This is a genomic window from Pedobacter sp. WC2501 (assembly GCF_052682415.1).
This window is the reverse complement of the sequence record NZ_JBQZFI010000001.1, coordinates 2772827-2785569: the sequence shown is the minus strand read 5'-3', so window position 1 is coordinate 2785569 and position 12743 is coordinate 2772827. Positions and strand designations below refer to the sequence as shown.

Annotated in this window: 16 protein-coding genes; 12 read left to right on the top strand and 4 right to left on the bottom strand. The window is 36.8% G+C overall.

The window, feature by feature from the left end; genetic code table 11:
* Window positions 1-36 precede the first annotated feature (36 nt).
* The 11 genes from hisD (at window position 37) to ACUN24_RS11945 (ending at window position 9328) form a co-directional block, all read left to right on the top strand.
* The gene (gene hisD / locus ACUN24_RS11995) at window positions 37-1359 is read left to right on the top strand and encodes a histidinol dehydrogenase (protein ID WP_445562686.1); all 1323 of its coding nucleotides are present in this window, start codon (window positions 37-39) and stop codon (window positions 1357-1359) included.
* Between the two features lie 89 nt (window positions 1360-1448).
* Window positions 1449-2489, top strand: coding sequence for a histidinol-phosphate transaminase (hisC, locus tag ACUN24_RS11990; protein WP_445562685.1), 1041 nt, complete (start codon window positions 1449-1451; stop codon window positions 2487-2489).
* 1 nt (window position 2490) lies between these two features.
* Window positions 2491-3624 carry a bifunctional histidinol-phosphatase/imidazoleglycerol-phosphate dehydratase HisB gene (gene hisB / locus ACUN24_RS11985; protein ID WP_445562684.1) on the top strand — a complete coding sequence of 378 codons (1134 nt, stop codon included), beginning with the start codon at window positions 2491-2493 and terminating at the stop codon, window positions 3622-3624.
* 220 nt (window positions 3625-3844) lie between these two features.
* On the top strand, window positions 3845-4216 hold the full coding sequence (locus tag ACUN24_RS11980; RefSeq protein ID WP_445562683.1) for a hypothetical protein: 372 nt from the start codon (window positions 3845-3847) through the stop codon (window positions 4214-4216).
* 175 nt (window positions 4217-4391) lie between these two features.
* Window positions 4392-5024, top strand: coding sequence for an imidazole glycerol phosphate synthase subunit HisH (gene hisH, locus ACUN24_RS11975; protein WP_445562682.1), 633 nt, complete (start codon window positions 4392-4394; stop codon window positions 5022-5024).
* Window position 5025: 1 nt separating this feature from the next.
* Window positions 5026-5775 carry a 1-(5-phosphoribosyl)-5-[(5-phosphoribosylamino)methylideneamino]imidazole-4-carboxamide isomerase gene (gene hisA, locus ACUN24_RS11970; RefSeq protein WP_445562681.1) on the top strand — a complete coding sequence of 250 codons (750 nt, stop codon included), beginning with the start codon at window positions 5026-5028 and terminating at the stop codon, window positions 5773-5775.
* 91 nt (window positions 5776-5866) lie between these two features.
* Window positions 5867-6622, top strand: coding sequence for an imidazole glycerol phosphate synthase subunit HisF (gene hisF, locus ACUN24_RS11965; protein ID WP_445562680.1), 756 nt, complete (start codon window positions 5867-5869; stop codon window positions 6620-6622).
* 61 nt (window positions 6623-6683) lie between these two features.
* The gene (gene hisIE, locus ACUN24_RS11960; RefSeq protein WP_445562679.1) at window positions 6684-7286 is read left to right on the top strand and encodes a bifunctional phosphoribosyl-AMP cyclohydrolase/phosphoribosyl-ATP diphosphatase HisIE; all 603 of its coding nucleotides are present in this window, start codon (window positions 6684-6686) and stop codon (window positions 7284-7286) included.
* 88 nt (window positions 7287-7374) lie between these two features.
* On the top strand, window positions 7375-7740 hold the full coding sequence (locus ACUN24_RS11955; protein ID WP_445562678.1) for a hypothetical protein: 366 nt from the start codon (window positions 7375-7377) through the stop codon (window positions 7738-7740).
* 56 nt (window positions 7741-7796) lie between these two features.
* Window positions 7797-8321, top strand: a complete 525-nt coding sequence (locus ACUN24_RS11950; RefSeq protein ID WP_445562677.1) for a hypothetical protein — start codon at window positions 7797-7799, stop codon at window positions 8319-8321.
* A 107-nt stretch (window positions 8322-8428) separates the two neighbouring features.
* Entirely contained in the window at window positions 8429-9328 is a 900-nt protein-coding gene (locus tag ACUN24_RS11945) for a WD40 repeat domain-containing protein (RefSeq protein ID WP_445562676.1), read from the top strand.
* On the opposite strand, the gene ACUN24_RS11940 is transcribed toward ACUN24_RS11945, so the two are convergent.
* The 3 genes from ACUN24_RS11940 to ACUN24_RS11930 are packed head-to-tail and all read right to left on the bottom strand — an operon-like array spanning window position 9325 to window position 11692.
* Entirely contained in the window at window positions 9325-10089 is a 765-nt protein-coding gene (locus tag ACUN24_RS11940; RefSeq protein WP_445562675.1) for a carboxypeptidase-like regulatory domain-containing protein, read from the bottom strand. The two genes, ACUN24_RS11945 and ACUN24_RS11940, sit on opposite strands and share 4 nt — an antisense overlap.
* Before the next feature lie 19 nt (window positions 10090-10108).
* Entirely contained in the window at window positions 10109-10870 is a 762-nt protein-coding gene (locus tag ACUN24_RS11935) for a hypothetical protein (protein WP_445562674.1), read from the bottom strand.
* Window positions 10871-10906: 36 nt separating this feature from the next.
* Window positions 10907-11692: a C40 family peptidase gene (locus tag ACUN24_RS11930; protein WP_445562673.1), complete on the bottom strand. Its 786-nt coding sequence runs from the start codon at window positions 11690-11692 to the stop codon at window positions 10907-10909.
* Between the two features lie 109 nt (window positions 11693-11801).
* On the opposite strand from ACUN24_RS11930, the gene ACUN24_RS11925 reads away from it, so the two are divergent.
* Entirely contained in the window at window positions 11802-12254 is a 453-nt protein-coding gene (locus ACUN24_RS11925; protein WP_445562672.1) for a universal stress protein, read from the top strand.
* A gap of 57 nt (window positions 12255-12311) precedes the next feature.
* Here the strand turns inward: ACUN24_RS11925 and ACUN24_RS11920 are convergent, their stop codons facing one another.
* A complete protein-coding gene (locus tag ACUN24_RS11920; RefSeq protein WP_445562671.1) occupies window positions 12312-12743 on the bottom strand; it encodes a GNAT family N-acetyltransferase in 432 nt (143 codons plus the stop codon).

Below are 12743 nucleotides of genomic sequence, written 5' to 3'. Positions count from 1 at the left end.
CATATTAACTATTAGTTAATTTAAAATTATAAAACATTGAAAATCTACAATTATACAGATTTATCTAAATCAAAAATTGAAGAACTTTGTTCGAGACAAATTGAAGACGATAAACTGGTTGAAGAACGTGTAGCAGACATCATCAGCACCGTAAAAAAAGATGGCGACCAGGCACTTTTCAACTTTGCAAAAGCATTCGATAAAGTTGATTTGGAGAAGCTGTTTTTAAATGCAGAAGAACTAAAAGCAATTGCATCTACCATACCGGCTGAAGCAAAAAATGCAATTGATACGGCTTATCAAAACATCAAAACTTTTCACCAGTCGCAGTTAAAAACTGAGGACAAAATCGAAACGATGCCAGGCGTTCTGTGCTGGCGCGAATCGAGGGCAATTGAAAAAGTTGGTCTTTATATTCCTGGTGGAACAGCTGTTCTACCGAGCACATTTTTAATGCTTGCCACACCTGCAATCATTGCAGGTTGTAAAGAAATCGTGGTGTGTTCTCCTCCACAAAGTGATGGCAAAACCAATTGTTATCTGGCTTACTGTGCCGTGCTGCTTGGGATCGAAAAAGTATTCTTAATTGGCGGCGCACAAGCAGTAGCTGCAATGGCTTTCGGAACCGAAAGTGTGCCCCAGGTATATAAGATCTTTGGCCCTGGCAACCGTTATGTAACCACAGCAAAAACCATGGTCCAAAATAAAGTGGCTATCGATATGCCTGCAGGACCATCGGAAGTTTTGGTCATCGCTGATGAGACTGCCAATCCGTCATTTATTGCTTCAGATCTACTTGCACAAGCTGAGCATGGAACTGATAGTCAGGCTATTTTAGTTGCTACTTCAAATCAAATCATTACTGAGACACTAAAAGCAATTGAAAATCAGCTTTCTATTCTACCACGGAAGGAGATCGCTGCTAAAGCAATAGCAAATTCTTATGCCGTTTTAGTCGAAAACCTGGATGAGGCAATGCAATTTTCGAATGAATATGCGCCAGAGCACTTAATATTGGCTACGGAGCATTTCAAAAGTCTAACTCAATTGATTATCAACGCAGGATCGGTTTTTTTAGGCAATTTTACCCCAGAAAGTGTCGGCGATTATGCCTCCGGAACCAACCATACTTTACCAACCAGTGGCTTTGCAAAAGCATATTCTGGAGTATCTACCGATGCTTTTCTGAAAAAGATCACCTTTCAACATCTATCGGCTGATGGATTAGATAACATTGGCGCTACAGTTGAAATACTAGCTGCCGCTGAAGGCCTGGAAGCACATAAAAATGCTGTTAGTATTAGATTGAACTTTGAGTCCGGAGTTGGAAGTCCGAAGTCCGAAGATAAAACGACATAAAAGAAAATGCAAATCGGTGTAATCACATAATCTACGTAATCATACCGAAGGAAAAGAATTAAGTAATCTGTGCAATCATTTTAATTAACATGGACATTAACGATTTAGTAAGAGAAAATATAAAAAACCTTCGCCCCTACTCTACCGCTAGGGACGAATTTAAAGGTCAGGCATCTGTTTTTCTGGATGCAAACGAGAACAGTTATGGTTCGCCATTACCCGCAAATTATAACCGCTATCCTGATCCATTGCAACTTGATTTGAAAGATGCAATCAGCAAAATAAAAGGTGTACCAATTGAAAATACTTTTTTAGGAAATGGTAGTGATGAAGCGATAGATTTATTGTTTCGCGCATTCTGTAATCCTGGAAAAGACAACGTAATTGTGCTGCCACCAACCTATGGAATGTACGAAGTTTCTGCTAACATTAATGATGTAGAAATACGTAAAGTTAACTTGCTTCCAAACTTCCAATTGGACATGGAAAAGATAGCAGAAACAATTGATAAAAACACGAAATTAATCTTCATTTGTTCACCAAATAATCCAACCGGAAATTCGATAAACCGCGAAGATATTGAAACCATTTTAGCGAACTTTAATGGCATCATTGTAGTGGACGAAGCGTATATAAATTACGCCCGTCAGAAGACCTTTATACAGGAGTTAACTGAGTACGGAAACCTGGTAGTTTTGCAAACTTTTTCGAAAGCCTGGGGACTTGCCGCTTTGCGTCTGGGCATGGCATTTTCATCGACAAAAGTGATCGATGTTTTAAACAAAATTAAGCCACCTTATAACATCAATCAGGCTACGCAGGATTTAGCTTTTGAAGCTTTAAAAAACATCGCTCAGGTGAACGAATGGATTAAAGAATCTGTTGCAGAAAGAGACCGTTTAAGTAAGGCTTTAACCGCACTAAACATTGTTAAAAAAGTATATCCTTCTGACGCCAATTTTATCCTGACAGAAGTTACCGATGCCTTAAAAATTTATGATACTTTAGTGGAACAAGGCATCATTGTACGCGACCGATCTAAAGTAACTTTATGCGAAGGATGTTTAAGGATTACAGTGGGTACAAAAGAAGAAAACGACAAACTATTAACTGTTCTAGAAAATTTTTAAAATGAAGAAAGTGCTATTTATCGACCGCGATGGAACCTTAAATATCGAGCCTGATGATGAACAGGTAGATAGTTTTGCAAAGCTTAAATTTTATCCGCGCTCGTTATATTATTTATCGAAAATTGCGGCCGAACTGGATTACGAACTGGTAATGGTAACCAACCAGGATGGACTGGGAACATTATCAAATCCGGAAGAGAATTTCTGGCCAATCCATAATTTCATGTTAGATACTTTTGAAGGGGAAGGCGTTCATTTTAGTGAGGTTGTGATTGATAGAACTTTTGCAAAAGACAATGCTCCTACCCGTAAACCCGGCACTGCTTTATTAACAAAATATTTCAGCGAAGATTATGACCTGAAAAACTCCTTCGTGATCGGCGATCGCTTAAATGATGTAGTTTTGGCCAAGAATTTAGGTGCCAAGGCGATTTTTCTCCGTCAGAATGACGCATTGGGCTCTGCTGAAGCATTAGATAAACATGAAACTTTGTTGGATGTGATTATTCTGGAAACCAGGAAATGGGAAGATATCTACAACTTGCTTAAAGCAGGAAGCAGAAAAATTCACCACGAGCGTAAAACCAATGAAACCGACATTACCATTAATCTGGATCTGGACGGAACAGGAAAAGCAAAGATTGAAACGGGTTTAAACTTTTTCGATCATATGCTCGATCAGATTGCCAGACATGGAAGTGTAGATTTAGAGGTAATTGCTAAAGGCGACTTACATATTGACGAACACCACACCATAGAAGATACTGGTATTGCTCTGGGTGAAGCCTTTGCCAAAGGATTAGGCAATAAACTAGGCATTGAAAGGTATGGTTTTTGCTTGCCAATGGACGATTGTCTGGCACAGGTGGCCATTGATTTTGGAGGAAGAAACTGGATTGTCTGGGATGCTGAATTTAAACGCGAAAAAGTGGGTGATATGCCTACAGAGATGTTTTATCATTTCTTTAAATCGTTCAGTGATGCTGCAAAATGCAATTTAAACGTAAAAGCAGAAGGCGATAACGAGCATCATAAAATTGAGGCCATTTTTAAAGCATTTGCCAAAGCCATTAAAATGGCGATCAAACGTGATGCGGAAAAAATGGTATTACCGAGCACAAAGGGAATGTTGTAAGAAAGTTGGAAGGCTGAAAGGTTTATGGCGGAGGGTTTTGATGCCCATCCGCTGTTAAATAAACCCGATAGAGCGGAATAGCCCGCAGCGTAGCGAGGACTATAAGCGGATAGTGGGACTACAGCATCCATGAAAACTGACGTTCATTTTCACATTTTATAGAGAAAATGTAAAAGGTAAAATGGATGATGAATAATGGGAAATAGATTTAAAAAAATCGATGAGTACAGAAACAAGTGAAGAATTAAGTAGTGAAGATGTAGATCTCATTACTTATGAGATGCTACCATTAGCTAAGAAAAATCTTTATCAAATTATACTTGCTTTTACTATTGCTGTCTTTATCTTTCCATTTTCAGGTGGTAAAAATGGTGAACCTTCTCCAAACTCAACCGGACATTATTGGGATGCATTTGTAGCCTTCGTAATTGTTGCTATTGTATATGTATGTTTTTTTATTGTACGACCAATCATATTGTTAACAATGGATCTTAATTCTAACCGTAAAAAAACAACTGAGTTAGAAGTACTTCAAAAAATAAGAACAAATAATGCAAAGTTTGTGATTAAATGTAAAAAAAACATCTATTAAACTAAATGGAGATATTATTTTAGATAAATCAGAATTTTATAATTGGTGGAAAGGAGACAAGTTGATGGTTGATTACCTCATCAAATCAAAATTGATAGTCGGTTTTAGAAAGGTAAACATAGAAAGAGAAGACCTAAATTAATTATAAACCTTCTTAACAGTATAAAAGAATTATATGAACGATGGAAATTCAAAGTCCTATCAAGGCGATTTAGGGATTGGAATTATAAACTACGGAGCAGGTAACATCTTCTCCCTTACTGCAGCTTTAGATCGCTTAAACGTAACCTACGGCATGGTAAATACAGAAAATGACCTCGAAAAATATAGCCACATCATCATTCCTGGTGTGGGCCATGCTGGTGCCGCCATGGAAAAGTTAAAGGAAACGGGTCTGGTTGAAGCCATTAAAAAACTAACAAAACCCGTTCTTGGTATCTGTGTAGGCATGCAGCTCATTACCGAACATTCGGAAGAGGGCAATGCAACGCTATTAGACATCGTTCCGGTGAAAACCAAAAAATTTGATAAGTCACTGAATATCAAAATACCACACATGGGCTGGAATGCGGTTAGCCCGAAAAACAATCCGCTATTTACAGGTGTTGAAGATAATACACAATTTTACTTTGTGCATTCGTACTTTATTGAATATAACCCTACTTTTGACATCGCATCTGCTGATTATGGTTTGAAGTTTTCGGCAGCTGTGCAAAAAGATAATTTCTACGGCGTTCAATTTCACCCCGAAAAATCGGGAAAAGCCGGCGAAATAGTATTAAAAAATTTTTCAAACTTAAGCTTATAAAATGTACATAATACCCGCTATTGATATTTTGGATGGAAAAGTTGTCCGTCTTCGTGAAGGCGATTACAACCAAAAAACAGAATATGATGTTTCTATCCCCGAAATGATAGAGAAATATCGTTCAAATGGTACAGATTTCATCCATATTATTGATTTAAATGGAGCTAAAGGTGATTTTAGCAATCAAAAAGCACTTTTCGAGATTATCAAAAAAACAGATATGAAAGTGCAGTACGGCGGAGGTATCAGAACTATTGAGCAGGTTACCAATTTGCTTGATGCGGGAATCCACCGTGTAATTGTGGGTACACAGGCCATTACCAATCCTGAATTCTTACCTCAATTGAGCGAAGCTTTTGCTAAAAAGGACGATTATGCCAATCGCATTGTGATTGCAATAGACGTTTTGGATGAAGTAATTAAATATTCGGGCTGGATGGAAAGCTCACCAATTAAACTGATGGATTACGTTGATAAATGTCTTTCACTTGGTTTTTTCCGTTTCTTATGTACCGATATTAGTAAAGATGGAAAATTAGGCGGCGCAGCGATTGAATTGTACCAAAAACTACTGGAACACTCGCCAATGATCAAACTGATCGCTTCAGGTGGCGTAAGCTCAATGCAGGATATCTACGAACTGGCTAAATACCCGATCAGAAGTGTGGTGGTAGGAAAAGCGATTTACGAAGACCGCATTACCATCGAAGAAATTAAAGAGTGGAATTTGAAGGCTTTGAGTTCAATATAATTCCATAAATATTTATGTCATCCTGAAGAATGAAGGATCTGCACCCAATGAAAAAGATGCTTCGTTCCTCAGCATGACAACCAAACAAAATATGCTTTCGAAAAGAATAATCCCTTGTTTAGACGTTAAAGATGGCCGCACGGTAAAAGGCGTAAACTTTGTTGATTTACGCGATGCGGGCGACCCGGTTGAACTAGCGGCACAATATGCACAGCAAGGTGCCGACGAACTGGTTTTTCTGGATATTACAGCTACTCATGAGCGTCGGAAAACGATGATTGAAATGGTAAGATCGGTTGCCCGCCAATTAAATATTCCTTTTACCATTGGTGGTGGGATAACCGAAATTGCGGATGCAGAAGCCCTATTAAATGCTGGTGCGGACAAAATCAGTATCAACTCAGCAGCAGTTAGAAATCCGAAGTTAATTGAAGAACTTGCTAAAACCTTCGGGGTACAATTTGTGGTTTTAGCAGTCGATACTAAACATGTAAACGGTAAAAACATGGTTCACTTAAATGGCGGCAGGTTAATTACCGAACTGGAAACCGAAAACTGGATTAAACAGGCAGAAGATTTAGGCGCAGGCGAAATCCTGTTAACCTCTATGGACCATGATGGCACCAAAGCTGGTTTTGATTGCGGATTGCTTAGTAAAGTAAACCAGATGATCAATATCCCGATTATAGCATCAGGCGGAGCAGGCAGTACGGCGCATTTTACTGAGGTTTTTCAAAAAGCCAATGTTGATGCCGCGCTTGCAGCTTCGGTATTTCATTATGGTGAAATTTTAATCCCCGATTTAAAACAGGAATTAAGAAGGAACAATATTCCCGTAAGGATATAATATAAGTCCGGAGTCCGCAGTCCATAGTCATGAGTCTGTTTTTCCGAAATAAAAAAATAAAATGAACATCGATACATCAACCCTTGATTGGGAGAAAACAGCTGGCTTACTTCCAGTAATTATTCAGGATTATAAAACTTTAGAGGTTTTAATGCTGGGATATATGAATGCCGAGGCTTTGGAAAAAACCCAGACCGAAGGCAAAGTAACTTTCTTTTCGCGCTCTAAAAACCGCCTTTGGACAAAGGGTGAAACCAGCAATAACTTTTTGTTTGTTAAAGAGCTTTTTGTGGATTGCGATAACGATACCATTCTGATTAAAGCTGATGCCGTTGGCCCAACCTGCCATACCGGAAGCCGCAGCTGTTTTAAAACAGATTTTAACCAGAATTTTATTTTCGAGCTCGAAAATATCATTAATGATCGATATGAAAATCCTGTTGAGGGTTCTTATATCAACAAAATGCGCAATAAGGGTTTAAATAAAATTGCCCAAAAAGTTGGCGAAGAAGGTGTAGAAACCGTAATTGCTGCATTAGCCGAATCGGAAGAAGAATTAATTGGAGAAGCATCAGATCTTGTTTTTCACCTGTTGTTTTTGTTGAAAGAAAAAGGTTTATCTATCCGGGATATTGCTAGAAATTTAGAGAAAAGACACAAATAAGGTAGAGGGCTGGAAGGTTGAGGGTTTAAGGTTATAAATTCCAAAGCCTCCGCTTTAATTTTAAAGATAAGACACAAATAGTTAAAGAATGTTAGATAAAATTAACGCGATTATAAAGTCGAAAATTTTGATCTGGCATTTTTTATTGGTCTTTATCGGAGCTTTTTTTATTTGTTCTTTACTTTACGTTTTAATTATTCCAATTGTATTTTGGATGGCTTTAGGAGAAAGTGCAGAATCTGATAGAATTGCAAGTTTACCATTCAATATGTTTATGGGAGAATGGGTAGCGTTAATCTTAACTATTCTACTCTGCGCGATTTTAGCATTAATAAATTTAAAGAAGTTAAACTTCCCAAGGGCAAAATCTTATCTATTAACTGCAGTAATAATTCCTATATTATATTTGTTCAGGACTAAAATTGGTGACTTTCTATTTGAAGTTTTTCAGTAGTAACTATTAATTGAGTTAATATTGTAACTAAAAGAAACAGATAAATAAAATCTATATTGAAAACAAATATTAATTTCGATGATCTAAATATATTTGTAAGGAGTAAAATCCCTACAAATTATTACTTAAAGATATTTTTGTTCGTTTTTAATACTGTTGCGATCTTTGGCTTATTCTGGTTTGCCATTAGCTTGCAAGATGAAAAACCTAATATGTTTCCGTTTTTATTACCAATTGCATATTTTTTCACTTTAGGTAGGTATTTACTCTGGAATACTTTTGGAGAAGAGTTTTATGTCATTAGTACAAGCCATATTTCATATCAACATAATTATGGCTTTTGGAAAACTAAACTTAAAACATCAAAATATTATTCCATTAATCAGGCTAAAGGTAGAACAAGTGAAACTATAAGTTTGATTTTTATTGATTATACCGAAGAGAAATTACCAGTTGAAGTGTTTAGTACAGCCATTGAAATTTCCATTTCAGATTCAGAAAGAATTTTTAACCGACTAAACGAAATGAAATTTGATGAATTTGGCGAAGAAATAAATTTCCCAAAGATTTTTGCAAATTAACCTAATTCTGATTTAGAAAAAAGATACAAATGAGGTAAAAGGCCGAAAGGTAGAGGGTTTAAATATCCTTCAACCCTCCAACCTTCCCTCCTTCCAACCTTCCCCACATGCTCAAACACCTACACACCCTACCCGGACATCAAAACTCTGTTTACGCTTTAGCCAATGCTGGTGAAGACGACATATTTTTTAGTGCCGGGAATGATAAGGGCATTGTAGAATGGTCATTAAATATTATGGCTTTTGTGAAGGTTAAAATGCCTGTACAAAGTTCGGTTTATTGTCTACACCATTACAATGATCAATTGTTTGTTGGGGAACGGAGTGGCGCTTTTAGTGTTTACGATTTCAAGGATCAAAAAGTAATTGCCAGGATAAATGCCCACACTAAACCGATTTTTAACATACAAACTGTAAAGGGCAAAAATGAGCTTTTAACGACTGGGGAAGATGGTACTGTTGCGGTTTGGTCGCTTAGTGACTTTACAGAAATTTATCGTTTTCAGGTGGCTTACGATACTGTGAGGGCCATTGCAATTGCACCCAATGAAAATGAAGTGGCTTTCGGCTGTAAAGATCACCTGATCAGGATTTATAACCTTGCCGATTATAGCTTAAAACAAACTCTGGAAGGACATTCATTACCGGTAACCTCTTTGGCTTATCATCCCACAGGCAAATACTTAATTTCAGGGAGCAGAGATGCACAACTAAAAATATGGGATCTGCCGAATTACGAACTTAGGGAAACCGTTCCGGCACACATGTTTACCGTGTATGATATTGCCTTTCACCCTACCCTTCCTTATTTTGCTACGAGCAGTCAGGATAAAAGTATTAAACTCTGGGATGCAGAAAATTTTAAATTGTATAAAATTTTAAGCTTAGAAAAGGCAGGTGTTGGCCATAGCCATTCCATCAATAAAGTTATTTGGAGCCATGATGGCAAATATTTGATTTCTACAGGTGATGACCGGCAGATAATGGTTTGGGAGATGGAAATTTAGTTTTTCTTTGCATAAAATGGGTTAATATCCCTTAATTGATTTTTTGCTTTATAAAGGATCATCCTCCAAATTGAGTGCCTGATAATTACAATTTCAGGACCACCCAAAATATCTCCGCTTATACATAATTCTAGGTTTAATTGGCCATCTTTAGCTAAATCAACCTTCGAATTTAAAGTCTTATAGCCTATATAATTTACCGTTAGAACACAATTTTTATCTTCGAAATTTGCTGGTAACTTAATTTCGAAGTTTCCTTTTTGATCGGTAGAAGCAAAAGCTAAGCGCTGGTTTACCATAATAGATACTGAAGGAAGTGGCTGTTTATCATCTTTATCTATTACCCTACCTTTTATTGTTTTTAAAGTATCAACTAAAACCTCGGTTTTCTTTTCAAAAGAAACATTACTGCAGTATCGATCTGTTTGATTAAAAGGTGTTTTGATCATTTTGGCATTACTAAACTTCGGAAAGCTCAAAAAAGCCATTAAAGATGCTGCGATTAAGCTTGGTTTAAATCTACTGAATGCATAACCTGCTTTCACATTGATTAAACGGTCAAGTTGCTCTGGCCTTAATCTTCCACAACTTTTTTTTTGATCTTTTATAAACCAGTTGTATAAATCACGATCAGAGAAATGAGTAAAATCTACGACTGATTTTTGGCAGGAGCCACAAAATTTTCCATTTGAATGTGGTTGCATCCCTTCCCATTGTTCCAGGCAAGGATTAGAAACCTTTATTTTAAAACTTGAGCTCATCAATCCAATTTATTAAAAATTATCTAAAAATATTGATAACACGTCTCACAATTCTCCTGGTTACGGTTGTTTCTATCGAAATACCACCAAGCCTTCCTACCAATTTTTCGCTTAATTTATCCGCTAATATCTGATTTGTGAAATCCATATACATTGCAGGTTGTAACACAACCGAGATTTCTTTTTCCTCACCTAAAAGGAAAAAACTTTTTTTAGTTTCAAAAGTATTTGAAGTAAAAATCAATTCGCCAATAGTCCTGTTTTTTGGTTTCTCCATTCTAATATAGAACGATCCATCTGCTGCCGTTTTAGCATAAATATGCTGACCATTTAACTCAATATTGATATTATTTAAGCCAATGTCATCCTGATCGTATACTCTCCCTTTTATAAAGGTATATTCTCCTTCTATATCACCCGAAGCTTGATTATGCTGAATTTTACATTCGGCTTCCAGTGGCTTTATATATTGTGCGTAAGTAAATTTAGGAACACTTAAAAATGCAAAAACTGAAGCTGCAATTAAACCTGGCTTAAAAATTTTAAAAAATGACTGATTTTTTTCACCAATATAACGATCAAGCTGCTCAGGTTTAAATCTCCCACAGTTACTTCCCTGGTTTTCATTAAACCAATGTTTCAGCGCTGCATCTGTGAAGCGGGTAAAGTCTATTACAGTTTTCTGGCAGGAACCGCAAAATTTCCCATTTACATCAGATTGCATGCCCTCCCAGTCTTCATGGCAGGGATTTGAGATCTGGATTTTAAATTTAGATGGCATAAAATGTATCTTTTATATAGGATACATTTTTGACTACTATTCCACAAATCGCTTAATAATTCTCAGTTTATGCGAATATTTCCCCAATTCTTTATTAAAAATTCCCTGATCATCAATTGGATCAATCTTTACTTTTGCTGAGGAATGGATGATTTCATTTGGGCTCAGCATAATGCCCACGTGAGTGATCCGGCCTTCATCGTTATCAAAAAAGGCAACATCGCCAGCTTTGCACTCAGCCAGAAAACCAACCAGCTCTCCTTGTTCGGCTTGTTGTGAAGCATCGCGATTTAACTTAATGCCTAACATTTTAAATACGGTTTGTACAAAACCAGAGCAATCTAAACCAAATAAATGCCTTCCTCCCCATAGATATGGGATATTCTGAAAAAATTTAGCCGTTTCGCTAACCCTATCCGTAAAATTTACAGCGCTATTATCGTATGCTTCGAAATTCAGTTTAAATTTTTCTTCACCTGCATAACAAAAACCGTCTTTTAAACAAGGAAGGTTACTGGCCGGACTTAAATGATAGGAACTGCCGTCTGCTGCAGTTAACACATTATTGAAACTTAAAGGGGCCAATAATTTACAATCGTGCATTTCTACAAATTGATCCTGACTGATTGGTGCTAACTGCCTGAAATCCATCCAGCCTTCATAACCATCATATCCGTTCTGGATCAGCCACCACCGGTCTTCCTTCTGAATAATTTCGACATGATCGCCGAATAAAAGTTGCGAAACAATTTCTGCTTTATCTGATGCATCAGCTCTTAAGGGTGCAACGGCAACCCTACAAATACCGTATTGATTTTCCATTTAAACTTGCTCGTTAAACTATTGTAAAACTAATAAAATACATCCATTGCCTAACATTTTACCTGGAAATTTGTTATTTTTACAATGATCACTTTTAAATATGCTCGCCATGAATTTTAAAAAAATATTAATTGCCGTTGATAACAGTACCTGCTCGGAAAAAGCGGCAAAAGCCGGTTATGACATGGCTGAAAAATTTGGTTCAGAAGTAGCATTGGTAAACATTATCGAACCCGTTCCAGCTAATGTAAACCCCGATTTAACATTAGCACCCGTATTTCTGGAAACTTATGATAACAGCGAAGAAAACAGCCATATTCTATTGAAAGAAATGGAAACAAAATATGGTAAGGGCATCACAACAACTTATTTAAGCATAGTAGATACTGCAGCGCACGGCATTATCCAGCAATCAGACGAATGGGGATCTGATTTAATTGTAATAGGCACTTACGGCCGTACAGGTTTGTACCACTTTTTAATGGGAAGCGTTGCCGAACATGTGGCGAGAAAATCGGCTTGTCCGGTGCTGATTATCCCTAATAAATTCGATGTTGATTAGTTTGGGGGAAACTGAATACCTTAATAATAATTTTCAGAAGATATATCAGACACTAATTTAAAGGTCTAATCTTTTCGAAAAGTAAATTCTTTTATGCCCTTCAGGAAAGTTTGGTATTTCTCCAATTTGTATATATCCGTTTTTTAAATAAAACCCTTCTGCCTGAAAGTCAAAAGTATCAAGCATAGCAACTGTTGCTCCTTTTGCTTTTGCAACGTCTTCAACATATTTTAAAATATGGGTACCTATTCCTTTCTTTCTATATTCATCTTTTACCCAAAGAATATTGATTTCTAACCCATTCCAATAACCTATACCCGCTAAAACCCCTCCTATTTCTTCTCCATTTTCATTTTTAGCCATATATTCCAATGGTGTCCATATATCTGAAAGGGCAGGAACACGGTCTAAGTTATATTGATTAATTCCATCAACAATTTTGCTTACACTCTCCTTTCCACAAGGAACTATTGTAATTTTATTGATCAT